Source organism: Devosia indica, from assembly GCF_003056405.1.
GTDB classification, from domain to species: Bacteria; Pseudomonadota; Alphaproteobacteria; order Rhizobiales; family Devosiaceae; genus Devosia; species Devosia indica.
The window spans coordinates 85,496-109,788 of record NZ_PYVZ01000016.1; the positions used below are offsets into that span (position 1 = coordinate 85,496).

Consider the following 24,293-nt stretch of genomic DNA (forward strand, 5'->3'; position numbering starts at 1 on the left):
CCATGCACCTCCTCTCCGCCCAGGCCGGTGCGATACAGCAAGAGGGCGAGGCTATCGACCTCGCCCAGTCCCCCGGGGACTATGTCTTCGCGTCTTCGGCAGACAGTGAACTGGCCATGCTGGCCGGTGCGGCCGACCGGGCAGGGGAGGGCGGCCTGCGTCTGGCCAATACGTTGCGGCTCTCCAACAATCTCTCGGTCGACATGTGGCTGGAGCAAACCGTTGCTCATGCCAGGCTGGTGGTGCTCCGCCTCATCGGCGGCGCTGCCTATTTTCAATACGGCGTGGACGAACTGACCGCCCTTTGCGCGAACCGCAACATTCCCCTCGTCCTCCTCCCCGGCGACGCCAATCCTGACCCGATCCTGCAATCGCGCTCCACCATCCCCCCCGACGACTGGACGAGCCTTCACCAACTCTTCATTGCCGGTGGCCCCGATAATGCCGATGCAATTCTGCAGGCATTCTCGAGACTGGCTGTTGGCGTAGAGGTTCCGGCGTCTCAAAATTTGCTGGCCGGGGATATTGCGCCCCAGCCTTTCCCCCGCTTCGGCCTTTGGCATCCCAGAACCGGCGTCACCGACGAGGCCGGGCTGCAGGGTGTCCGCGCACCGGGAACGGGCTCCTCCCCCTATCGGGGGAAGGCCGGGTCGGGGTACATCCCCATTCTGTTCTACCGCGCCGCTCTCGAAGGCGCCGGCACTGCCACGCTCGAAGCCCTTGTTGCCGAACTGGAGGCCCGTGGCCTTGCCCCGGTGCCCATTGTCGTTTCCTCGCTCAAGGAGGCGGCCTGCAGCGCCTTCGCGCAGCAGGTCTTCGCAGCCTTCCCACCGGCCGCCATTTTCAACCTCACGGCATTTGCCCTCGGCGTGGCCGATCTCGACGACAAGGCCAATCCCTTTGCAGGCACCGATGCGCCGGTAATCCAGCTCATCCAGTCCGGTCGTTCCGAGAGCCAATGGGCCGCCGACCCGCAAGGGCTCTCCTCCAAGGACATGGCGATGTATCTCGTCATGCCCGAAGTCGACGGCCGCATTGGCGGCCTTCTGGTGGGTCATAAGGCCGATGCTGTCTGGCACGAGCGCACGCAATGCCCGCTCTCGGCCTATGCGCCCGACCTTGGCGGCATCCGCCGCGCCGTCGATCTCGCCGCCAATTGGGCCCGCCTGCGCGCCACGCCTCGGCCCGAACGCAAGGTCGCATTCGTCCTCGCCAACTACCCCATCCGCGACGGCCGCCTCGCCAACGGCGTCGGCTACGACGCGCCCGAGTCCACCGTGCGCATGCTGATGGCGCTGGACCGGGCGGGGTATTCGTTGTCGTCCACCGGCCCGAAGCCCCTCCCCCTTGAGGGGAGGGGTTGGGGTGGGGGGTCATTTCCCCCCAGATATCCCACCACCTCCGCCGACCTCATCACCCGCCTCACCTCCGGCCCCACAAACGCCAATCCCCAACGCGGCCATTCCGACGCCGTCTTGCCGCTCTCCCGCTACGCCGAACTTTTCAACGCGCTCCCGGAAGAAATCCGCGCCGCTGTCATCGCCCGCTGGGGCGATCCGGCAACGGATCCCTTTATCAGGGACAACGCCTTCCACCTGCCGGCCCATCGCTTCGGCAATATCGTCATCCTGCTCCAGCCTGCCCGCGGCTATCATCTGGACGAGACCGAAAGCTACCACGATCCGGCCCTGGTGCCGCCGCACGCCTATTTCGCTGCCTATCTCTGGCTGCGCCGCGAGTTTGGCGCCCACGCCCTCATTCACAATGGCAAGCACGGCACGCTCGAATGGCTGCCCGGCAAGTCGGCGGCGCTCGATGCCGATTGCTATCCCGATGCCCTCTGGGGCCAACTGCCCCATCTCTATCCCTTCATCGTCAATGATCCGGGCGAGGGCACCCAGGCCAAGCGCCGCACCGGGGCCGTTATCATCGACCATCTGGTGCCCCCGCTCACCCGCGCCGAGACCTATGGGCCGCTGAAAGATCTCGAGGCCCTGCTTGATGAATATTATGCCGCCTCCGGCATGGATCGACGCCGCCTCGCCGATCTCAAGCGCCGCATTCTCGATTTCACCCGCGACAGCCGCCTCGACCAGGACATCGGTCTGCCCGAAGGCGAGACCGAAGCCCTGATCAAGATCGACAACTTCCTCTGCGATTTGAAGGAAGCCCAGATACGCGACGGCCTGCATGTGTTCGGGTCATCGCCCGCGGGAGGCTTCGCGCGAGACCTTGCCGTCGCGTTGGCCAGAATACCCCGAGGAGAAGCGCCCGGGGATAACTCGCTCATTCGCGCCCTCGCCGACGATCTGAAGCTAGGCTTCGACCCGCTCACCGCCAAGCTGGGCACCCCCTGGACCGGGCCTTCATCGGACGGTCCCGAATCCGTTCATCCTGACCCTCCAGGAGGGGTGCGCCGGGTGGGCGATATGGTCGAAAAGCTCGAAACCATCGCCGCCGATCTTGTCGCCGGCACACGCGTTTGCCAGCCCGATTGGCCCGCAACCCGCGCCGTTCTCGACACTGTCGAAACCACGATTAAGCCCCGTCTCGCCGCCTCGGGACCCGCAGAAATGCAGGCTTTTCTGGACGCGCTCGACGGCAAGTTCATCGCTCCCGGCCCCTCCGGCGCCCCCTCCCGCGGCCGCCTCGATGTCCTGCCCACGGGGCGCAATTTCTATTCCGTCGATACCCGCGCGGTTCCCACGCCAAGTGCTTGGGAACTCGGCAGAAAATCCGCCGAAAGCTTGGTTTTGCGGCACTTGCAGGACCATGGCCACTACCTGCGCGCCGTCGCCCTTTCGGTCTGGGGCACTGCCAATATGCGCACCGGCGGCGATGACATCGCCCAGGCACTGGCCCTGATCGGCGCGCGGCCCACATGGGACCCCGGTTCGCTGCGCATCTCGGGCTATGAGATCATCCCGCTGGCAAAACTCGGCCGCCCCCGCGTCGACGTCACCCTCCGGATTTCCGGCTTTTTCCGCGATGCCTTCCCGGCACAGATTGCGCTGTTCGACCGGGCCGTCCGCGCCATCGGCGCGCTGGACGAGCCGGAAGACGACAACCCCATTGCCGCCCGCATGCGCGCCGAGGCGCTTGGGTTGATGGCATCTGGCAAGTCGGAGGAGGCCGCTGCCCTGGAGGCTGGCGCCCGAATTTTCGGTTCCAAGCCAGGCACTTACGGCGCCGGCCTTGGCCAGTTGATCGACAATGGCAAGTGGACAGACAAGGCTGATCTCGCCGACCAGGCCATCGCCTGGGGGCAATATGCCTATGGCGCGACGGCCGCCGGTCTGCCCCTACAGGACCGCTTCCGCGCTCGCCTCGGCCAGCTCGATGCCGTCATCCACAATCAGGACAATCGCGAGCACGATCTGCTCGATAGCGATAACTACTACCAGTTCGAGGGCGGGTTGTCCCTTGCCGCCGAAACGCTTTCCGGCCACGAGCCAGCCGCCTATCACAACGACCATTCCCGCCCGGAAATGCCGAAAATCCGTACGCTGGAAGAAGAGATCAGCCACGTCATGCGCTCACGTGTGGTCAACCCGAAATGGATCGCCGGCATGCAGCGCCACGGTTATCGCGGCGCCTTCGAGATTATCGCCACGGTCGATTTCATGTTCGCCTTCGCCGTCACCACCGGCGCCGTGAAGACGCATCATTTCGACCTCGCTTTCGAGGCATTTGTCGAGAATGATGCCGTGCGCGAATGGCTGATTGAGGCCAACAGCTTCGGCTATGATGAACTGCTCTCCAAGTTCAACCAAGCCCGCCAGCGCGGCCTCTGGTCGCCGCGCTCCAATTCCGTGTTCGCCTATTTGGAATCCTCACATGACTGACAAACCCGCCAAGAAGACCGACAGCATGACCGAGGCGGAGCGTGACGCCTATCACGCTGAAAAGATGAAGAAAAAGAAGGCGGCGCGTGACAAGATCCTGTCCACCAAGACCGAGGAAAAGGGCCTGCTCATTGTCCATACCGGCAAGGGCAAGGGCAAGTCGACGGCGGCCTTCGGCATGGTGTTCCGGGCACTGGGCAATGGCATGCGCGTCGGCGTGGTGCAGTTCGTCAAAGGGGTCTGGAATACCGGCGAGCGCGATGTGCTCGACAAGTTTCCCGACCAGGTGACCATCAACGCCATGGGCGAGGGCTTCACCTGGGATGTTGCCGACCGACAGCGCGATCTCGCTGCCGCGCGCAAGGCATGGAATCAGGCCAAAGCGCTGATCGCCGACCCGGCCTATGACATGGTGCTGCTCGACGAGCTCAATATCTGCCTGCGCTATGATTATCTGCCGCTTGAGGAGGTGGTCGAAAGCTTACGCAACAAGCCGGGAGAAAAGCACGTCATCGTCACCGGCCGCAATGCCAAGGACGAACTGATCGAAATCGCCGACCTCGTCACCGAAATGACCGAGATCAAGCACCACTTCCGCGCCGGCGTGAAAGCGCAGAAGGGTATTGAGTTCTAGCAGTCTGTAGACACGAACGAGCGCGAAAGGCCGTCAATCACAGCATCCATCTCTGCCAGGTCGCGAATATTGTACTCGATCCGGTAGGCCGCATAGCTGGCCCCATCACAGAGCGGTATCATGCGCTGGTAGAAGATGCGGTGGTCGCGCTGGCCGGAAAACACCGCCCATTGCGGGGTCGAGGCCTGATAGGTGATCGCCCAGTTCTCATCGCTTGCAAAGCGTTGCCGCTGGGTGACCTCGGCTTCGAAATTCTCGAGGAAATAGCCGCCCCATGCCGCCAGGACCTGCTCCGATTTCAGCAGGTAGAAGGTCTGGCCGTCGCCATTCTCGCTCTCACCCTGGCCTTCATAACCGGGTGGAACATCAAGCTCATAGCCGAAGCGCTCATTGACATAATGCGTCCAGAACTGCGCCATTGCGGGGGCGGTTGTCAGCAGCAAGGCAATGGCGATCAGGTAGCGCATGGCGAGAATGTGCCTGTCCTTCCCTCACGGGGCAAGCCGGCTAGAGAACAACAATTCCGGCGTGCTTGGCCTTGTCTTCCGGCTCGACATGAATGGTGATCTGCGCATCCCGGACTGCTTTGCGCAATTGGCTTTCAATGCGGTCGCAGATGCCGTGGGCGTCGTCCACGCTCATCGCGCCGGGCACGACGAGGTGAAAGTCGATAAAGGTCATCCTACCGGCCTGTCGCGTGCGAATGTCGTGTGCTTCGATGGCACCATCGGCGCTGGTCGCAATCACCTCGCGAATGGTCTTTTGCGTATCGCCCGGAACGGCTACGTCCATTAGTCCGCCCACGCTGTCCCGGATGACGCCCCAACCGGACCACAGGATATTGAGCGCCACCAGTGCGGCCAACACGGCGTCCAACTGCGCCCAGCCAGTCGCAAAGACCAGCGCCAGCCCAGCCAGCACGCCAACCGTCGAGATCACGTCGGTCATCAGATGTTTGCCATCGGCCGCAATCGCCGGCGACTTCGCGGCCTTCCCCTGGCGTAGCAGCACAAAGGCCCAGACTAGGTTTATCGCCGTGGCCACGCCACTGACCGCCAGTCCCTGCATGGGCGCATCCGGCATCTCCGGCGCCACAAAGCCCATGATGGCCTCTCGCAAGATCAGGATGGCGGCAACAATGATCATCACCCCCACCAACACGGCGGAGAAATATTCGGCCTTGTGATAACCATAGGGCAGGCTGGCATCGGCCGGGCGCTGTGCCAGGCGCACCGCAATCAGCGCACCGATGGCGGTCACCACATTGACGATGGATTCCAGCGCGTCCGAATAGAGCGCAATCGAGCCGGTCAGCCACCAGGCCAGGAATTTGAGCCCCAGCACAATCAGCCCCACCAGAATGCTGGACGCAGCGATGGCCAGGATGCGGTTGGCCGCCATTGTGCTCTCCTTGGTCTTGAATATTGGCCATAGCGGACCCGTCGCTGGGTCGCAAGTCATTGTATTTGCGAACGATTTTCAGAAGCATTCGTAACTGCGGATCGTTCTGTCGGCGCCCGGGCCAAGCCATTGATTGACCAAGAACTTTGCCCGGCCTAGAAGCAATGATAGCGCAGCGTTCCCGTGACGGAACTGAAACAGAGCTCGGTGCGGTCGACCAATTTGCGGGACCAAGCCCGGGGCTGCTCCGGTTTTGAGTGAAGCTGCCTCGTCCGAACGAGGCAAATATGGTTGATTCTTATTCAGACCCTGCGGCGGGCGTCGCAACGACCGGCATTGTCGCCGGCATCGGCCTGCGTGCGGGTGCTCAGGCCAGTGACGTCCTGCAATTGATCGACACATGCCTGGCGGAGGCAGGCCGCAACCGGGCCGATATCGCGGCGCTGGCCACGCTGGACCGCAAGCAGGCGCACCCCGCCCTCAGCCAGGCCGCAGCCGCCCTCGGTGTGCCTGTCCTGCCCGTCGCGGCAACCAAGCTTTCGGCCAGGGCACCTAATTCCTCGCGGCGGGTCCATCATCACATCGGCATCGGGTCGGTCGCAGAGGCGGCGGCTATGCAGTTCGGCGCCCTCGTGCTCGAAAAGTGCCGCAGTGCCAATGTAACATGCGCTTTGGCAAGGCTGGACCGGCCTCAGGAGGTGACACAGCCGAGTGCCGCCAGCGTCGCATCGACGCTGTCCACCTCATCGGCGGGACCATAAATGGGGCGCTCGATCATGACCACCCGAACACCCAAGTGCTGCGCCGCCTCGAGTTTGGCCGCGGTCTGTCCGCCGCCCGAGTTCTTGCTGACCAGATGGGTAATGCCATGACGCCGCATCAAAGCAATCTCATCGCCCAGCCGATAGGGTGGGCGGCTTGCGATCAATTCCGCATAGGCGGGCAGGGGCGTTTGCGGAGCCTCGATCACGCGGACGTAAAGACAGCAGTCCCGGCGCTCCAGGAACAGGTCGAGCCCGGCATGACCGGTCGTAAGCAATACATTGGCATTTGCCGGCAGCGCATCGGCAGCCTCCCGCAGCGATCCCACAATGCTCCAGTTCTGGCCCGGCAGCGGCGTCCAGGCGGGGCGCATCAGGCGCACCAGCTTGACGCCGCTGACCTGGGCCGCCGCCACGGCATTGATGGAGATCTGCCCCGCATAAGGGTGGGTTGCGTCGACCAGGCAATCAATACCGGCGGCGCACAGATAGGCGCTCAGCCCCGGAATGCCGCCAAACGGCCCCATCCGCAAACGGCCCGCGGGCAGGATCGGGTCCCCGGTGCGTCCCGCCAGCGAGGTGATGGTGTCATGACCCGCATCAACCAGCCGGTTGGCCAGTTCCCGCGCCTCGGCGGTCCCCCCCAGGATCAGGATTTTCATCGTTCTTCTTTCACTGCCCCATGCCATTGTGCCCGCCCCAGTCCTTGCACTCAAGGTGCCGTGAGGCGCAATGACTGAACGCCACCTCGCTACCCTCGCCAAAGCTGACTTTCCGGACTTCGAACCGGGCTCGGTCTGGCTTGTCGGGTCGGGGCCTGGCGGTCCGGGCCTGTTAACCCTGCTCGCCTGGCACGCCCTGGGGCAGGCCGATGTCATTGTCCACGACGCTCTGGTGTCTCCTGACGTATTGGCGCTGGCCCCGGACCATGTCACCCGCATTCATGCCGGCAAGCGCGGCGGCAAGCCATCGCCGAAGCAGGCCGATATCACTATCCGCCTGATCGAGTTGGCGCATCAGGGCAGGCGCGTGCTGCGTTTGAAGGGCGGTGACCCCTTCATGTTTGGCCGAGGCGGCGAAGAAGCCGCGGCCCTGGCCCAAGCCGGTATTCCCTTTCGCATCGTGCCGGGCATTTCCGCGGGCCTCGGCGGGCTCGCCTATGCAGGCCTGCCTGTCACCCACCGCGACACCAACCACGCGGTGATTTTCGTCACCGGCCATGATGAAACCGGCGCCGTTCCAAGCGCTGTCGACTGGCCTGCCGTAGCCCGCGCCGCGCCAGTGATTGTCCTGTTCATGGCGGTCAAGCACTTGCCCGTCATTGCTGCCCGCCTCCTTGATGCCGGACGCATGCCCGGCGAGGCGGTGACCATCGTTTCCAACGTCGCGCGTCCCGGACAGATCGCCCTTGAAACAACGCTCGGAACGGTTGGGGCCCTGATTGATGTCCCGACCCCGGCCATCGTTGTCATCGGGCCAGTGACGCGCTATCGCACCACGCTCGATTGGTATGTCGACGAAGTGCGGAGGCATGTCTTTGGCTAAGGGACTGGTCGTTTCGGCACCGCGCTCGGGCTCCGGCAAGACGGTGATTTCGCTTGGTCTGCTGGCGGCGCTGCGCCGGCGGGGCCTGGTGGTGGCGCCGGCCAAATCCGGCCCCGACTATATTGATCCGCAATTTTCCGGGCGCGCCGCCGGGCGGGACGCCATCAATCTCGACCCTTGGGCCATGCCGCGCGATCAATTGCGGGCTTTGGCCAGCCAGCAGGCTACCGGGGCCGACCTGCTGCTGGTCGAGGGGGCTATGGGGCTCTTTGATGCGGCTGCTGATGGACAGGGCTCCACCGGAGATCTGGCCGAAACGCTTGGTCTGCCGGTGATCCTTGTTGTCGACGCCGACAAGCACAGCCAATCCGTTGCCCCCTTGGTCTCAGGTTTTGCCCATTGGCGGCCGGGCGTTGCCGTCGTCGGGGTCATTCTCAATCGCGTGGCCAGCGCCCGCCACGAGCGCATGCTGGTCTCGGCGCTGCGGGAAACCGGTCTGCCACTGCTCGGCGCCATCCCGCGCCGATCCGAACTGGTCACGCCGGAACGGCATCTGGGTCTTGTGCTGCCCGAGGAGGCCGGCGGCTTTGAAAGCTTCCTCGACTATGCCGCCCGGGCAATCGCCGACTTCGTTGATCTGGAGAGCTTGCTCGCTATCGCCGCGCCCTTGCAGAGCCACGCCGCACCACCTATGGCCCTGCCGCCATTGGGGCAGCACATTGCAATTGCCCGAGACGCGGCCTTTGCCTTTGCCTATCCGCATTTGCTCGATGGCTGGCGTGCCCAGGGCGCGGAACTAAGCTTTTTCTCGCCTTTGGCCAATCAAGCGCCGGCCCCTGATGCCGATGCGGTGTTTCTGCCGGGCGGCTATCCCGAGCTCCATGGCGGCGTGCTGGCGGGCGCTTCCGCATTCCATGCCGGCCTGGTCGCTGCGCGCGATAGCGGCGCGCTGATCTATGGTGAGTGCGGTGGCTTTATGGTGCTGGGGCAGGGCATCGTCGACAAGGCCGGCACCGCCCATGCCATGTCCGGGCTCCTGCCGGTGACGACGCGCATCGACCGTCCAAAACGGGTGCTTGGCTATCGACGCCTGTTGCACCAGAGCGCTTTACCCTGGCCACCTGGCCTCAATGGTCACGAGTTCCACTATTCATCGGCCAAAGGCTCGGGACTACCACCCCTCTTTGAGGCGCTGGATGCCGAAGGCATCCGCCAGCCACCCATGGGCGCGGTACTTGGGCGGGTCATGGGGTCTTACGCCCACGTCATCTGTGCGCCATAAGAGCAACATGACCAAGGAGGCCATGAGCGCTATGTGCGGATGGCGGGGTGCTCAATGACCAATGCCATCATGTTCATGGGCACAGGCTCGGATGTCGGAAAGTCCCTCATCGTGGCGGGCCTTTGCCGCGCGCTCAACAATCGTGGCCTCAAGGTCGCGCCCTTCAAGCCGCAGAACATGAGCAATAATGCCGCCGTGACCGCGGACGGTGGCGAAATCGGGCGCGCCCAGGCCCTGCAGGCCCGCGCAGCCCGTCGCGATTCCGTCACCGCGATGAACCCGGTGCTGCTAAAGCCCGAGGGTGAAACAGGCTCGCAGGTTGTCGTGCGCGGTCAGCGCCGCGCCAGCCTTTCAGCGCGACAATACTGGGCCGATCGCGGGCAATTGCTGCCCGATGTTCTGGCCGCCTTCTCTGAGCTGGCCAGAGACGCGGACATCGTGCTGGTCGAGGGCGCCGGCAGCGCCTCCGAGGTCAATCTGCGCGACGGCGACATTGCCAATTTCGGCTTTGCCCGCGCTGCAAATGTTCCGGTTGTGCTGATCGGCGACATCCATCGCGGCGGGGTTATCGCCTCCATTGTGGGCACTCTGGCCGTCATCGAACCCGGCGACGCCGCACTGGTGCGGGCCAGCCTCATCAACAAGTTCTTCGGCGACCCGGCCCTGTTCGCAACGGGACGCACGTTTCTGGCCGAGCGCACCGGCCGGCCATGTTTCGGCCCCGTGCCGCATTTCGCGGATGCAGCAAGGCTGCCTGCGGAAGACGCCTTGGCGCTCGAAAGCTATGCCGGCGGCAATGGCGCTTTCCATATTGCCGTGCCGCGCCTGCCACGCATCGCCAACTTTGACGATCTCGACCCCTTGCGGGCCGAATCCGGGGTGACGCTGACCCTGGTGCAACCGGGGCATGCCCTTCCGCGTGACGCAGATCTCATCCTGCTGCCGGGTTCCAAGGCCACACGGGCCGACCTCGTCGCGCTGCGTGCCAATGGTTGGGACATCGATATTCTGGCCCATCACCGGGCCGGCGGGCATGTGATGGGCATTTGCGGCGGCTACCAGATGCTCGGCCGAACCATTGCTGACCCGGACGGCGTCGAAGGCGCCCCCGGCACCAGCGATGGCTTGGGCTTGCTTGCGGTCGATACCGTGCTCGCCCCGACCAAGCAATTGCGCACCGAGCGGGCCATCCATCTGGCCAGCGGCGAAGCGCTTGCCGGCTATCACATGCATATGGGCATCACGAGCGGCCCCGACAGGGCACGGCCCTTCGCCCAGATCGGCAGTGAAACCGATGGTGCCGTCAGCACCGATGGACGCGTATCCGGCACCTATTTGCACGGCCTGTTTGCCGCCGATAGCTTCCGCCGCGCTATCCTGGGAGCGTCTGCCGGCCCGGACCTCAATTATGAAGCAGGCGTGGAAGATGCGCTCGATGGTCTTGCACACCACCTTGAAACCCATATCGATATCGACCAGCTCCTCGCCCTGGCCGCACCGATAGAGACCTGAGACATGGACCCGCTGATTTCCCCACTGTCCCTGGCCATTGAACGCCAGTTTGGCTATCCGCAAAAGCTGGTTGAAACCATCGGCCACCCCGTCATGTGGTTCGGCATGCTGATCAGCTTCTGTGAGCAGCGGCTCAACACCGCCAGCCGAACCCCTACCCAGCGCAAGCTGGCAGGGATTGTGGCGCTGGGCCTGTTGGTCCTGTCCGTTCTCATCATAACTGTCGGCATCCGCACAATTCTGTCCTGGATCCCCTTGGGCTGGGTCATCGAAATGCTGCTGGCCACCGCGTTTTTAGCCCAGAGGGAGCTGGGGCGCGCTGTCCAAGCGGTTTCTGAAGCCCTGCGCACCTCGCTCGCTGCTGGTCGGGAGGCTGTCAGCCACGTTGTCGGTCGCGATCCGCAGACGCTGGATGAGGCGGGCGTAGCCCGTGCCGCTGTCGAAACCCTGGCAGAAAGCACGTCCGACGGCGTCGTGGCGCCCTGGTTGTTTCTGGTCCTGTTCGGCCTACCGGGTATTGCCGTCTATAAGGCCGTCAATACGGCTGATTCCATGATCGGCCATCGCGATGAACGCTATCGCGATTACGGCTGGGCGGCTGCCAGGCTGGACGATCTGCTCAACTGGGTGCCAGCCCGCCTTAGTGCAGTTCTCATCACAGCGGCCTGCTTCTTAACCCCCGGAGCCAGCCCGGGCAAAGCCTGGGCGACGACCCGGCGCGATGCGTCCAAGCATGATTCGCCCAATGCTGGCTGGCCCGAGGCCTGTTTCGCCGGCGCTTTGAACTTCCAGCTTGGCGGCCCCAGGGCCTACGACGGGGAAGTGGTCGATCTGCCTGCGTTTGGTAGCGGCAAGACCAATCTGGGACCGAGCGATATTCTGCTGGCCCTGCTGCTCTACCGCCGTACGCTGGACGTTCTTCTCGCGCTGAGCTGCCTGTTGGCACTCATGGTGCTGCTTAGCTGAGCGCCCCGGGAGCATCCCCCTTCATGGTCAGCGGCAGCCCCGCGGCGATGAAATAGACATCGTCGCAGATTTCGGCCAGCCGCTGATGGGCCGACCCGGCTAGGTCGCGAAAGGTGCGGGCCATGGCGTTGTCAGGCACGATCCCCAAGCCCACTTCATTGGACACAAGGATCACCTTGGCCTGCTGAACTTCCTCCAGCGTGGCATAGAGTTCGCTCACCGCCGTGGCGACATCGTCATTGCCCAGCAGCAGATTGGTGATCCACAAGGTCAGACAATCGACAAGGATGACATCATGCACCTTGGCCGCCTTGAGCAAGGCATGGGAGAGTTCGATGGGCTCTTCGATCGTTGTAAAGCGCTCGCCCCGGCTGGCCTGATGGCTGCGAACCCGATCGTGCATCTCCGAATCGAGGATGCTGGCTGTAGCCAGATAGGCGGGCTTGGAGCCGGCATGCAGCGCCAGACCCTCGGCAAAGGCGGTTTTTCCCGAGCGAGCGCCGCCCAGGACCAGGCAATGTCGTGTCATGGTCAATCCTTGTTCGGGCCGCGCCGCTGCCCTTTTCCCGTGACCGATACCTTCGCCCCAAACGCGTCGGGCTTGCAAGGCGTTCCCCCGCTTCGCGCCCCGCGCAGGGGGCGCATGCAGCAGGCCGGCTAGGCAATGCCATTTTCTTGGCGCCTACTACTTTCGTCTTAGCGCCTTTCGCATTATGGTCCGCGCCGAATTGACCACCTAGTTTGGGAGAAGTGGAGCACGGCATTCGCCTGTTGCCTTCAATTTTCCTCACACCCACGGAGATGCCTTTCGTGCCGCGATATTACCTTGGCGTTGACGGTGGCGGTACCAATTGCCGCGTGCGCCTGGCCAATGAACATCTGGAAACGCTGGCAGAGGTCAAGAACGGCCGCTCGAACCTGCAGATCGACGGCGGCGAGCCGGCCTACAAGGCTATCAGCGCCGGCGCACGGGACGTGTTCAAGGCGGCTGGAATCGATTTTTCCGAGGCGGCAAACACCCATGCCTGCTTCGGCATGGCCGGTGGCCGCATGGATTCGGCGCGCGATGCCTTTGCGGCCCGCCCCTGGCCCTTTGCCGGGGTGAAGGTCTATGATGACATCGACATTGCCCATGCCGGCGCCCTGGGTGGCCAGGAGGGCGGCGTGGTCATCATCGGCACCGGCTCAGCCGCGATGTCCATCGTCAACGGCACCCGCCATCAGGCCGGTGGCTGGGGCTTTCACATTGGCGACCAGATGAGCGGCGCGATTCTTGGACGCGAACTGGTGCGCTATGCCGTCGAGGCCGAGGATGGCCTTGTCGAGGCTTCGCCACTCACCAGGGCCGTCATCGCCGAACTGGGTGGCAATAACCAAGCCGCCATGACGTGGTCTTTCGCCACCGAAATGGATCTTAGGCTGTTGAGCCGGGATGGGTCGGAAGGCTGCGACGATGCCCTGGTGGGGCGCGCCCCAGGTGAGTTCGGCAAATTGATGCCGCTCTGGTTCGATCATCTCGAAAAGAACGACCCGGTGGCCCAGAAACTGCTGGCCATCCAGATCGGCTACATCGACACCTATGTGAACTGGTTCAAGAGCCATGGCGCCTCGGTCATGGCCATTGTCGGCGGGCTTGGCCAACGCCTGTTCCCGATTTTGCAGCAGCACTATGGTGACTTTGTCGCTTTGCCCAAATACGAACCTCTGCATGGCGCGGTGATCCTCGCCAAACAGAATTTCGCGTCAAACTAAGGGACTTCCCGCTTTGTCCAGCCGCATCATTCCCGTCCAGCCCTTCGACTATGTGGTGTTCGGCGCCACCGGCGACCTGACCAAGCGCAAGCTGATCCCGGCGCTCTACCATCGTTTCCTGGATGGCCAGTTCGACGAGCAGAGCCGCATCATCGGTGTCTCGCGCTCCAAGCTCAGCGACGCCGAGTTCCAGAAACTGGCCGGCGACGCCGTCGCCCAGTTCGTCGAGAAAGACTATCAGGACGCTGCCGTCATCAAGCGCTTCCTGACCATTTTCTCCTATGTGGTCAACGATGTTTCCGACCAGGCCGGATGGGGTGACATCAAAAAGGCGCTGCGCGACGATCCCAACGTGGTCCGTGCCTTCTATCTGGCGGTGGCGCCCGATCTGTTCGAACCGATCGCCGAGCAGCTCGAAAAGACCGGCGTTTATCGCCGCGATGCCCGCGTTGTCATCGAGAAGCCGCTGGGCCACGACCTGGCCTCGTCCATCGAGATCAATGATGGTGTCGCCAAGATCTTCAAGGAAGATCAGGTTTACCGCATCGACCACTATCTCGGTAAGGAGACGGTGCAGAACCTGTTGGCCCTGCGTTTTGCCAACACGCTGTTTGAACCGATCTGGAATTCGGCCCATATCGATCATGTGCAGTTGACCGTGGCTGAAAGTGTCGGTGCGGGCACGCGCGGCTACTATGACGAGAGCGGCGCCCTGCGGGACATGATCCAGAACCACATGCTGCAGCTTCTCTGCCTTGTGGCCATGGAACCGCCGGCCAGTGACGACGCTAATGCCCTGCGCGACGAAAAGCTCAAGGTGCTGCGGGCGCTGCGACCCATCACCAATGGTGAAGTGGCGGCCAAGACCGTACGTGGCCAGTATCGCGGCGTGAAGTCCGAGACCGCCGCAGTGGCCAGCTATCAGGACGAATTGCCCGATGACAAGAAGGGCAGCCACACCGAGACTTTCGTGGCGCTCAAGGCCGAAATCGACAATTGGCGCTGGGCTGGCGTGCCATTCTACATGCGCACCGGCAAGCGCATGGCCGAACGGGTCTCGGAAATCTGCATTCAGTTCAAGCCTATCCCGCACTCCATTTTCGACCATGCCGAAGGCGCGCCCAAGGCCAATAAGCTGATCATCCGACTGCAGCCCGATGAGGGCGTCAAGATGATGATGATGATCAAGGACCCCGGCCCAGGCGGCATGCGCCTGCGTCAGGTGCCGCTCAATCTCAGCTTTGCCGAGACCTTCACAGAGCGCACGCCCGAAGCCTATGAGCGGCTGCTGCTCGACGTGGTGCGCGGCAACCAGACCCTGTTCATGCGCCGCGATGAACTCGAGGCGGCCTGGCAATGGGTCGATCCGATCCGTCAGGCCTGGGATCGGTCCTCCGAGCCGCCGCAAACCTACACCGCCGGCACCTGGGGGCCCAGCGGTGCGGTAGCGCTGATCGAGCGCGACGGTCGCACCTGGTATGAGGGGCCCACCTCGTGAGCATCGAGCGCCGCAGCTTTGCTGACAAGGCCACACTCGCCAGGGAACTGGCCGAGTCCGTTGCCGATCGCATCCGCGCAGCCATCGCAGAGCGCGGCGCAGCGGCCATAGCCGTCTCGGGTGGGTCCACGCCCGGAAAGTTCTTCCAGACCCTGGGCAAGACCAAGGACATCGACTGGTCCAAGGTGGTGGTGACGCTGGTCGACGAGCGCTGGGTCGACGAAACCAGCGATCGCTCCAATGCGCTGCTGGTCAATGAGAAGATGCTGCAGGGGCCAGCTGCCAATGCGCGATTCTTCCCGCTCTATTCTGGCGGCGAAGAGCCGACCGACGCTGCAATTGCCAAGACCAACGCCCTGATGTCCGAACTGCCGCAGCCTTTTGCGGCGGTCATTCTCGGTATGGGTAGCGATGGCCATACGGCCAGCTTCTTTCCGGGTGGCGATACGCTCGACGCGGCACTGACCGCCTCCGGCCCGACCCTCGCGATCCGGGCACCCGGTGCCGGCGAGCCGCGGGTGACCTTTACCCTGCCGCGCCTGCTTCAGACCGACGGCCTCTACCTTCACATTGAAGGCGAGGGCAAGGCCGAGGTGCTCGATGCGGCGCTGGGCGATGGGCCGGTCGAAGACATGCCGGTCCGCGCCGTGCTGCGCTCGGGCGCGCCGGTGACAGTTTACTGGTGCCCATAAGGCTCCTGGGGTGGTCCCCAATCGACCGCCCTGGCCGCTGACGGGAACTGGTATTTTGATGCAAGGATAACCGCGCCAGCGGCCCCCCTCTGGCGCGTCCTTGCCAGCATATGGAGACTTGCCATGACCGTCCGCCAGGCTATCCAGGACGTGACCGACCGCATTGCCGCGCGCAGCCGCGACAGCCGCCGCGACTATCTCAATCGCCTCGATGCGGCCAAGGAACAGGGTGTTTACCGCTCTGCCTTGTCCTGCGGCAATCTGGCCCACGGCTTTGCTGCCTGCTCCCCTTCAGAAAAGGCTGCGCTGGCCGGCAACAAGACGCTGAATCTGGGCATCGTCAATTCCTACAACGACATGCTGAGCGCCCATCAGCCCTATCAATTCTACCCAGAGATCATCAAGGAAGCGGCCCGGGAGATCGGCGCAACGGCGCAGGTGGCTGGCGGCGTGCCGGCCATGTGCGACGGCGTCACCCAGGGCCAGCCGGGCATGGATTTGAGCCTGTTCAGCCGCGATGTGATCGCCATGGCGACAGCCATTTCGCTCAGCCACAACATGTTCGATGCTGCCGTCTATCTGGGCATCTGCGACAAGATCGTCCCAGGTCTGGTCATCGGTGCACTGAGCTTCGGCCATCTGCCTGCCGTCTTTATCCCCGCCGGACCTATGCCCTCGGGGCTGCCCAATGACGAAAAGAGCAAGATCCGCCAGCTCTATATGGAGGGCAAGGTCGGTCGCGCCGAGCTGCTCGAAGCCGAGAGCAAGTCCTACCACTCGGCCGGCACCTGCACCTTCTACGGCACGGCCAATTCCAACCAGATGCTCATGGAAATCATGGGCCTGCATCTGCCTGGCGCCAGCTTCGTCAATCCCAATACGCCGCTGCGCGATGCCCTGACCCGCGAGGCGACCAAACGCGCGCTGTCGCTCTCGGCGCTGGGCAATAATTACACGCCGATCGGCCACATCATGGACGAAAAAGCCATCGTCAATGGGCTGGTGGGCCTGCATGCTACTGGCGGTTCGACCAACCACACCATGCATTTGATCGCCATGGCGGCGGCGGCCGGCATTCAGATCACCTGGGACGATATGAGCGATCTTTCGGACGCCACGCCTCTGCTGGCCCGGGTCTATCCCAATGGCGTGGCCGACGTGAACCATTTCCACGCAGCGGGTGGCATGGGCTTCCTCATCAAGGAGTTGCTCAATGACGGCTATCTGCATGAGGACGTCAAGACCGTCTGGGGCACGGGCCTCTCTGGATATACGGTCGAAGCCAAGCTGATCGAGGATACGCTGAGCTTTGAGCAGGCGCCCGAAGAAAGCGCATTGCCCAAGGTTCTGACCAGCACCAAGACACCGTTCCAGCCGACGGGTGGCCTGAAGCTGCTCAAGGGCAATCTTGGCCGCTCGGTCATCAAGGTCTCGGCGGTCAAACCCGAGCATCGCGTGGTCGAGGCACCCGCCCGGGTGTTCCACGGTCAGGAAGGCCTGCAGGCCGCGTTCAAGGCCGGCGAACTGACCGGCGACATGATCGCTGTGGTGCGTTTTTCCGGCCCCGGCGCTATCGGCATGCCCGAGCTGCACAAACTGACGCCGGCGCTCGGGGTCTTGCAGGATCGCGGCTTCAAGGTGGCGCTCCTCACTGATGGCCGCATGTCCGGCGCGTCGGGCAAGGTCCCCGCCGCCATCCACATGACCCCCGAGGCCATGGATGGCGGCCCGATCAGCAAGATCCGCGACGGCGACATGATCCGTCTTGACGCCAATGAAGGGACCCTGACCTTCCTCGGGGATGAGAAGGAATTCTTCTCCCGCACCCCCGCCACGGAAGACCTGCGCTCCCAGCATTTCGGCATGGGCCGCGAACTCTTCGCCGGCTTCCGGAGCCTGGTCGGTGTGGCCGACAAAGGCGCCAGCGTCTTCAACTGATCATCGGTGCCGGGCCCGTGTAACGTGCCCTTGGCCGGATCAGTGCGCCTGTCTCCACCTGCTCCAGCGCATGGGCGATCCAGCCCACGCTACGGGCCAGGGCGAAGATCTGCAGCGGCGCATCCTCGGGCAGGGTGAACGCTGCTGTCATGGCTGCGAGGGCAAAGTCGATATTGGGACGCTCGCCGCTCAGCGCCTCTCCGGCACGGGCCAGTTCTGCAAAGGGCTGGGGCAGGGCGAAAGCCTCCAATAGGGCCGGGGCGCGCACGTCGCCTTCGGGATAGAGTCGGTGACCGAAACAGACCAGGGTCTGCCCCTGCCGCAAATGCGCGGCCACGGCCACCTCGGCGCCGCGCCGCCGTGTTTCCTCGACGAGGCCGGCCATGCTCTGGCTGGCATTGCCATGCAGCGGGCCGGACAAGGCTGCCAACCCGGCCAGAACCGCCGCCGATATCGGCGCCCCGGTTGATGCCGTCACCCGCGCCGCAAAGGTCGAGGCATTGAGCTCGTGCTCCGCCAGCAGCACCAAAGCGCGCCTTATGGCCTCTGCCGCTTTTGGCCGGCTCCATTGCTCCGCCAACCGAATATGGAGCGGACCATTGCCCGGCGCTGCCAAAGCGCCGGCGAGAAAGGAAACGGTCCGCGCTGCGTCGGCAACGAGCACGTTGCGAATGCGTCCAGTCGTGGGCATATCGGTCGCCGCCAGTTCCGCGATGGCGCGATAGGCAGCCGGTATGCCGGGTTGGAGCACCTGTGCCCTGCCGCAGAAATCGGGCGGGGCGCTGCTCTGCCAGAGAAGCCCCGCGACCTCTTCCAGCGTCGCGCTTTCCGCCATAGTATCCGCGTCCCGACCGCGATAAAGCAACTGGCCATCTGCAACGGTGGCAATCGCCGTCTCCAGCACCGGTTCGCCCCAGGCGATGGTTTCCGCCGCAACGGTCCGCGCCGGTCGCCGGCCCTTCTGCCGGGCCGCGAGCCGTTCGACATCCTCCTGCCGGTAGAGGCTGCGCCGCGGATCGCCCGGATCCGGCCGGGCGCCAATGCGGCCGCGACTGACATTGGCATAAAGCGTCTGTGGCTTGGTGCCCAATTGCGCCAGGGCCTGTTCCGTGGTGAGCCAGCTCATGTGACCTCGCATTGATCAATTGCATCAAGATTGACGTCAATCTTGATTAGCTTGATCTAGGGCGGAACAACAAGGAGATGCAACATGTCCGGCCTCGATAATGTCATTGCCGCTGAAACCCGATTGTCCGAAGTCGATGGGCTCAATGGGCGCCTGGTGATCTGCGGTCACAGCCTGGACGCGCTGGCGGGACAGAAATCTTTCGAAGCGGTCTTGGCGCTGCTGCTGCTGCCCGATGTGCTGTCCTCTAGCGAAGAGGCGGTGCGCGCAGAACTGGCGCAAGCGCGGCTCCGGGCCTTCCGGGAAGTCGCGCGGCTGGATACGGATCTGCTCTCCCTCTCGCTCACTGAAGCTCTCCGTGCCCTTATGGCACGACTTCCAGATGGGGAGGATAAGTCGGTGGCTCTGTTGCAGATTGCGGCACCTGCAGTGTTCGTGCCCGCTCTCATCCGAGCCAAGGCTGGACGAAAGCCAATACCGCCCCATACCGGTCGCAGCCATGCCGCAGACATGTTGGCCATGTTGACCGGGGATCAGCCAGGCGAAGAGCATATCAGGGCCCTCGACACCTATCTCGTGACCGTCTCCGATCACGGTCTCAATGCCTCGACCTTCACGGCGCGTGTCGTTGCCTCGACCCGGGCAGGCTATGCCTCGGCGGTGCTGGCGGCCCTTGGAGCGCTCAAGGGGCCATTGCATGGCGGGGCACCAGGTCCAGTGCTCGACATGCTTGATGCGGTGGGTGCGCCGGAGCAGGCGGCAGACTGGGTTGCGGCCAAGCTGGGCAGGGGCGAACGGCTAATGGGCTTCGGCCACCGCATTTACCGGGTCCGCGACCCGAGGGCCGACGCGCTCAAAACTGCGCTCAATCGGCTCGGTGCTGCCGGTGGCATGGATGCCGATCGCTTGGCACTGGCCGAGGCAGTCGAGCGCACGGCACTGGCGGCGTTGCGGGCGGCCAAGCCGGACCGGGTGCTGGAAACCAATGTGGAGTTCTTCACCGCGCTGCTACTCGAAGCGCTGGGCTTCCCACGGGACGCTTTCACCGGCGTCTTCGCCGCCGGCCGGGTCGGCGGCTGGGTCGCTCATGCCCATGAGCAGATCCACACGGGTCGGCTGATCCGCCCGCAATCACGTTATGTCGGACCCAAGGCGGCGTGATTGAGCCAATCGGTAATAGCCGGGGCATCCTCTGGACCCAGTTCGTGGCCCCCGGCAACAATGCGTGTGCTCACCTTGGCACCGGACTGAGCCAGCGCATCGGCCAGCCTTTCGCCTGCCTGGCGGAAGGCATCGTTCTCGCCAAGAACAACCAGGACCTGCGTACCGGTGAGATCCGCCTCGGGCACGGCATCCAGCACCATGACCGGCCGTAGCAGGATGGCGCGCCGCACCATGCCGGGATGCAGCAGCATGGCCGCGCCGAGCAGGTTCGCGCCATTGGAATAACCCAGGGCCACCAGCCGCTCCGGGTCGAGCCTGTAAGCGCCGCGCGCCTCCTCGAAAAACGCGTCCAGCGCCCCGGATTCAAACCGAACGTCCTTCTGGTCGAAGATGGCAGGGCCCAAGGCCCGGAACCAGCGTCGTGTCCCGTCCTCGGTGCTGCGCCCGCGCAATCCGAGCAGTGTCGCCTTTGGCGCCGCCTTGTGCGCCAGAGGCATCAGGTCGGTTTCGTCCCCGCCCGTGCCATGCAACAGGACCAGCGTGGACCCATTCGGCTGTTCCGGCGTGAAGAAGCGGTGCTTGTAAATGAGATCCCGATAGGCGACGCGCTCCTGCCCCGGCAGGCCGAACTGGGGCAGCATCACTTTCATCGCTTCCGGGTCCGGCGTATCCGGCGGCATGAACAGGGTCTGTCCAAGGGTCTCGAGCGTTTCATCCAGCGTGAAGCCGGGTCCGTCGCTGGCCATTTCAATCAGCACATTGCCCGGCTCGCGCACATAGAGCGAGGTGAAGTAATTGCGGTCATGCAGCGTGGTGAGGCTTGAATTACGCTTGCGCAATTCGGCTTCGACTGCCTCGACCTGCGCCGCGTCTACTGCGCGAACGGCGACATGGTCGGCGGTCCCCGCGCCAGGGGCGCCAGGCCAGAAACCGGCGGCATCGCGGATATCGATCACATCGCCAATGTCCGACACAATGCGCTGGATCGGACCTTCTGACCCGGCCTTTGCAAAGCCGAAATAGCGGCTGAAATAGTCGGCACTTTCCTCCTGCACATCCGAGAGCAGGGTTACGCCACGAATGCGCCGGACCCTATGTTCGAGAGGAACATCGCCATCGGGCATTTCAAGGGCCGGTACATCGGCGCTGACCAGCTTGATGAGGAAGCCATCGGGGTCGCGCAGCCGCAAAGCCGTTTCGCCAAACTCCTGGCCCGTGCCCTCGACCTTGACCTGATGCGTCAATGCCCGCTCGAGCCAATAGCCGATCGAGCCCTGCGGGATAGCCAGCGCGATTTCGCTGACCTGGCCAGCGCCCGCCTGCCCGGCCGAGCCGCCCTGCCAGACCAGAAAGGTCAGCAGCGAACCGGGACTGGCCGCTAAATCGCCGTAGAACAGATGGAGCTGGCGCGCATCCTCATAGCCGCCGGTCTGCTTGACCAGCCGCAGGCCGAGAAAGCCGACATAGAAATCGACATTGGCCTGCACGTCGGCAGTGATGAGGGTGACATGATGGATGCCGCTGGTCATCGGCTTCTCCCGAACAGGCGTTCGATATCGCCCTTCTTGAGCTCCACATAGGTCGGGCGGCCATGAATGCACTGGCCAGAATGGGGCGTGGCTTCCATGTCGCGGAGCAGGGCGTTCATCTCGTCGACCCGCAGCCGCCGTCCGGAGCGGACCGAGCCGTGGCAGGCCATGCGGCCGATAATGGCCTCCATGCGCGCGGTGAGCGCAGCGGTGCTGTCCCATTCGGCCAGCCCATCGGCAAGGTCGCGGACAAGACCGGAAATATCGGGATTGCCGAGCAATGCCGGGGTTTCGCGCACGGCAATGGCGCGGGGGCCGAAGCGGTCGAGATAGAGCCCGAATTTTTCCAGCTCCGGGGCGGCTTCCTCAAGGCGGGCACAGTCCTCTTCGGGCAGTTCGACGATGACCGGGATCAATTGCGCCTGGCTGACGACAGGGCCGGAGGCAAGCTGGGCCTTGAACCGCTCATAAACCAGCCGTTCATGGGCGGCATGCTGATCGACCAGCAGCAGGCCATCGCCGTTCTGGGCGATGATGTAATTGTCGAACATCTGGGCCCGCGCCGTACCCAGCGGAAAATCGACGGGTTCCGCGGCGGGTTCGAAGGCCTCCACCCGGGCGCTGGGGGCGGTGAAACCGGCAAGCTGGCCGGGATGCCGGTCCAGATTGAGCGGGCCCCGGTCGGGCTGCCAGTCGAAGCGCTGCGGCTGGTCGGCGGACGTTGCCGGGGCAACCGGGGCAGGGGCAGATGGCTCGGCCATTTCGGGCGCCGTGAAAGCGCCCAGAATGTCTTCGGCCACGCTTGATGAGGCCTTGAACCCGGCGCTGGCCAGGGCCGTGCCGATGGCCTTGATGACCGCGCCGCGCACCGCGCCCTGGTCGCGAAAGCGCAGCTCCGCCTTGGCGGGGTGCACATTGACATCCATTTCGGCCGGGTCGATGGCGAGATACAGCGCCACCACCGGGAACCGGTCGCGGAACACATAATCGGCAAAGGCGGCCCGCACCGCGCCGACCAGCACCTTGTCGCGCACCGAGCGGCCATTGACGAAATAGAACTGGCTGAGCGAATTGGCCCGCGTATAGGTGGGCAGACCCGCCATGCCGGCCACCACGATACCATGCCGGGCCGTGGCGAGGGTAACCGCGTTTTCGACGAAGTCGGCGCCCATCACCTGGCCCAGCCGGCCCCCCAGCGCACCTTCCCCGGTGACTGCCGGCCAGTTCGACGCGGTACGGTCCGAACCCTCGAGCACGAAATGCACCGCCGGATTGGCCATGGCGAGGCGCTTGACCACATCGGTAATGGCGGCGGTTTCCGAGCGGGCGCTTTTGAGGAATTTCCGCCGCGCCGGGACCTGGGCGAACAGGTCCTTGACCTCGATGACCGTGCCCCGGTTCATCGCCTGTGGCATGGGACCGCTGCGCCGGCCATTGTCGACCACCAGCACGAGACCCGAGTCCGCCTCTGCAGTGCGCGAGGCGACCGAGAGGCGGGCGACCGAGCCGATCGAGGCCAGCGCCTCGCCGCGAAAGCCCAGGGTGCGGATGTCGTCCAGATCATCGGCGCTGAGCTTGGAGGTGGCGTGGCGCTCCACCGAGAGCAGCAGATCGTCCCGATCCATTCCGTGCCCGTCATCGGCAATGCGGATCAGGTCCATGCCGCCATTGGCGGTGGTGATGGTGATGCGGCGCGCGCCGGCATCAATGGAATTCTCCACCAGTTCCTTGACCACGCTCGATGGCCGCTCGACCACCTCGCCGGCGGCAATGCGATTGATCAGGTCTTCGGGAAGCTGGCGGATGGGCAAGGGCGATTCTCCTTGCCCCCAATATAGGGCAGCGCCCGGCGCTTTCCGACCCGCCTGGCACATTGTGCCCATGCCAATTCGCCGCCCTCTGCCGCCGCAGCATGGCGCATGGGGTGTTACCCTCTCGCACTAACTGGCGCGTTGAAGCCCCGGCTGGCCCTTGCGGCTTCCGGTTATGACTGGACGTATCCCGAGGCACGTGCGTCTCGGTAAAACTAGATAATAGAGACGTCGCCGCCTCGGGACGCCGGGTTTCTCCTGCTGTCGTGGCCCCTCTTGATCGCTCGTCGCAAGGTGGCCCAACGAGCAGGCAGGCCCTGGAGCGACCCAGCACCCAACCGGCTCCCCCCGCAAAAGTTCGCTGCAGTCCGTCCGCGCGGGAGTGATGAGGGGAGAATAAGGGAGGAATTGGGTGCGGGGATAAAGTTTTTGGGTTGGCGAAATTGTCGAAGGGATACCCCCACCTAACTTGCCATTCGCGCACAGCGCTCATGGCCTTCTTCCCTCAAATCGCGCCACCGGCGCGATTTGGCCTGCGGCACGGGGCGAAGCCCCTGACAAGGGAAGGGACCGATCCCGTTTGATTTGGTTTTAGCGATGCGCCTCTCCTCCTCCCCCTATCAGGGGGAGGCCGGGTGGGGGTAATCCGAGACAAGCTGGACGGCAGACTCCGACCCCATTGTGGCCTTCGAGGCCTTTACTGAAGACACCTGAAAGCTGCCGTAGCGAAGATCCATCTCCGAACCCATCGGCTATCACCCTCTGGGCGAGAACTAGTTGGTTTGCAAAGGCGGATGGAGCGGAGGCCCTTGCTCAAACCGAAATCCCCTACGAAGC

The 24,293-nt window shown here is 63.9% G+C and carries 19 protein-coding genes; 12 read left to right on the forward strand and 7 right to left on the reverse strand.

All coding sequences use genetic code 11. From position 1 onward, the window contains the following. The first annotated feature begins 2 nt into the window (after positions 1-2). Together cobN and cobO are read left to right on the forward strand one after the other, a co-directional pair. Positions 3-3,845, forward strand: a complete 3,843-nt coding sequence (cobN, locus tag DDE76_RS15135) for a cobaltochelatase subunit CobN (protein WP_104891860.1) — start codon at positions 3-5, stop codon at positions 3,843-3,845. Beyond that, complete coding sequence (gene cobO / locus DDE76_RS15140; RefSeq protein ID WP_104891859.1) at positions 3,838-4,479, forward strand: cob(I)yrinic acid a,c-diamide adenosyltransferase; 642 nt, start codon at positions 3,838-3,840, stop codon at positions 4,477-4,479. Before cobN ends, cobO begins: the two co-directional genes overlap by 8 nt. Here cobO and DDE76_RS15145 read toward each other — a convergent pair. After that, positions 4,476-4,946 carry a hypothetical protein gene (locus DDE76_RS15145; RefSeq protein ID WP_104891858.1) on the reverse strand — a complete coding sequence of 157 codons (471 nt, stop codon included), beginning with the start codon at positions 4,944-4,946 and terminating at the stop codon, positions 4,476-4,478. The genes cobO and DDE76_RS15145 overlap by 4 nt on opposite strands. A gap of 40 nt (positions 4,947-4,986) precedes the next feature. Beyond that, on the reverse strand, positions 4,987-5,880 hold the full coding sequence (locus tag DDE76_RS15150; protein ID WP_104891857.1) for a cation diffusion facilitator family transporter: 894 nt from the start codon (positions 5,878-5,880) through the stop codon (positions 4,987-4,989). 287 nt (positions 5,881-6,167) lie between these two features. Here DDE76_RS15150 and DDE76_RS15155 point away from each other — a divergent pair, with 287 nt between their 5' ends. Next, complete coding sequence (locus DDE76_RS15155; protein WP_104891856.1) at positions 6,168-6,641, forward strand: cobalamin biosynthesis protein; 474 nt, start codon at positions 6,168-6,170, stop codon at positions 6,639-6,641. On the opposite strand, the gene DDE76_RS15160 is transcribed toward DDE76_RS15155, so the two are convergent. Further along, positions 6,572-7,303, reverse strand: a complete 732-nt coding sequence (locus DDE76_RS15160; protein ID WP_245891975.1) for a cobalt-precorrin-6A reductase — start codon at positions 7,301-7,303, stop codon at positions 6,572-6,574. The genes DDE76_RS15155 and DDE76_RS15160 overlap by 70 nt on opposite strands. 70 nt (positions 7,304-7,373) lie before the next feature. Here DDE76_RS15160 and cobA point away from each other — a divergent pair, with 70 nt between their 5' ends. The 4 genes from cobA to cbiB are packed head-to-tail and all read left to right on the forward strand — an operon-like array spanning position 7,374 to position 11,946. Continuing rightward, a complete protein-coding gene (gene cobA / locus DDE76_RS15165; protein WP_104891854.1) occupies positions 7,374-8,186 on the forward strand; it encodes a uroporphyrinogen-III C-methyltransferase in 813 nt (270 codons plus the stop codon). Continuing rightward, positions 8,173-9,468 (forward strand): cobyrinic acid a,c-diamide synthase CobB, encoded by a 1,296-nt coding sequence (locus tag DDE76_RS15170; protein WP_104891853.1) that lies wholly within the window; start codon positions 8,173-8,175, stop codon positions 9,466-9,468. Before cobA ends, DDE76_RS15170 begins: the two co-directional genes overlap by 14 nt. Before the next feature lie 54 nt (positions 9,469-9,522). Beyond that, positions 9,523-10,980 carry a cobyric acid synthase gene (locus DDE76_RS15175; protein ID WP_104891852.1) on the forward strand — a complete coding sequence of 486 codons (1,458 nt, stop codon included), beginning with the start codon at positions 9,523-9,525 and terminating at the stop codon, positions 10,978-10,980. Between the two features lie 3 nt (positions 10,981-10,983). After that, entirely contained in the window at positions 10,984-11,946 is a 963-nt protein-coding gene (gene cbiB, locus DDE76_RS15180; protein ID WP_104891851.1) for an adenosylcobinamide-phosphate synthase CbiB, read from the forward strand. Here cbiB and cobU read toward each other — a convergent pair. Beyond that, positions 11,939-12,475 carry a bifunctional adenosylcobinamide kinase/adenosylcobinamide-phosphate guanylyltransferase gene (gene cobU, locus DDE76_RS15185; RefSeq protein ID WP_104891850.1) on the reverse strand — a complete coding sequence of 179 codons (537 nt, stop codon included), beginning with the start codon at positions 12,473-12,475 and terminating at the stop codon, positions 11,939-11,941. The genes cbiB and cobU overlap by 8 nt on opposite strands. A 281-nt stretch (positions 12,476-12,756) precedes the next feature. Here cobU and DDE76_RS15190 point away from each other — a divergent pair, with 281 nt between their 5' ends. From DDE76_RS15190 to edd, 4 genes are all read left to right on the forward strand, one after another. Next, a complete protein-coding gene (locus DDE76_RS15190; protein WP_157955845.1) occupies positions 12,757-13,698 on the forward strand; it encodes a glucosamine kinase nucleotide-binding domain-containing protein in 942 nt (313 codons plus the stop codon). A gap of 13 nt (positions 13,699-13,711) precedes the next feature. Further along, positions 13,712-15,196, forward strand: coding sequence for a glucose-6-phosphate dehydrogenase (gene zwf / locus DDE76_RS15195; RefSeq protein ID WP_104891848.1), 1,485 nt, complete (start codon positions 13,712-13,714; stop codon positions 15,194-15,196). Beyond that, positions 15,193-15,888 carry a 6-phosphogluconolactonase gene (gene pgl, locus DDE76_RS15200; RefSeq protein WP_104891847.1) on the forward strand — a complete coding sequence of 232 codons (696 nt, stop codon included), beginning with the start codon at positions 15,193-15,195 and terminating at the stop codon, positions 15,886-15,888. The genes zwf and pgl overlap by 4 nt, the downstream gene beginning before the upstream one ends. Positions 15,889-16,011: 123 nt before the next feature. After that, positions 16,012-17,826, forward strand: coding sequence for a phosphogluconate dehydratase (gene edd, locus DDE76_RS15205; protein ID WP_104891846.1), 1,815 nt, complete (start codon positions 16,012-16,014; stop codon positions 17,824-17,826). Here the strand turns inward: edd and DDE76_RS15210 are convergent. Further along, positions 17,819-18,952: a citrate synthase family protein gene (locus tag DDE76_RS15210; protein ID WP_104891845.1), complete on the reverse strand. Its 1,134-nt coding sequence runs from the start codon at positions 18,950-18,952 to the stop codon at positions 17,819-17,821. The genes edd and DDE76_RS15210 overlap by 8 nt on opposite strands. 84 nt (positions 18,953-19,036) lie before the next feature. Here DDE76_RS15210 and DDE76_RS15215 point away from each other — a divergent pair, with 84 nt between their 5' ends. Beyond that, on the forward strand, positions 19,037-20,113 hold the full coding sequence (locus DDE76_RS15215; RefSeq protein ID WP_104891844.1) for a citrate synthase: 1,077 nt from the start codon (positions 19,037-19,039) through the stop codon (positions 20,111-20,113). Here DDE76_RS15215 and DDE76_RS15220 read toward each other — a convergent pair. After that, positions 20,089-21,645, reverse strand: coding sequence for a VOC family protein (locus DDE76_RS15220; protein WP_104891843.1), 1,557 nt, complete (start codon positions 21,643-21,645; stop codon positions 20,089-20,091). The genes DDE76_RS15215 and DDE76_RS15220 overlap by 25 nt on opposite strands. Continuing rightward, complete coding sequence (gene mutL / locus DDE76_RS15225; protein ID WP_104891842.1) at positions 21,642-23,456, reverse strand: DNA mismatch repair endonuclease MutL; 1,815 nt, start codon at positions 23,454-23,456, stop codon at positions 21,642-21,644. Before mutL ends, DDE76_RS15220 begins: the two co-directional genes overlap by 4 nt. Positions 23,457-24,293 lie beyond the last annotated feature (837 nt).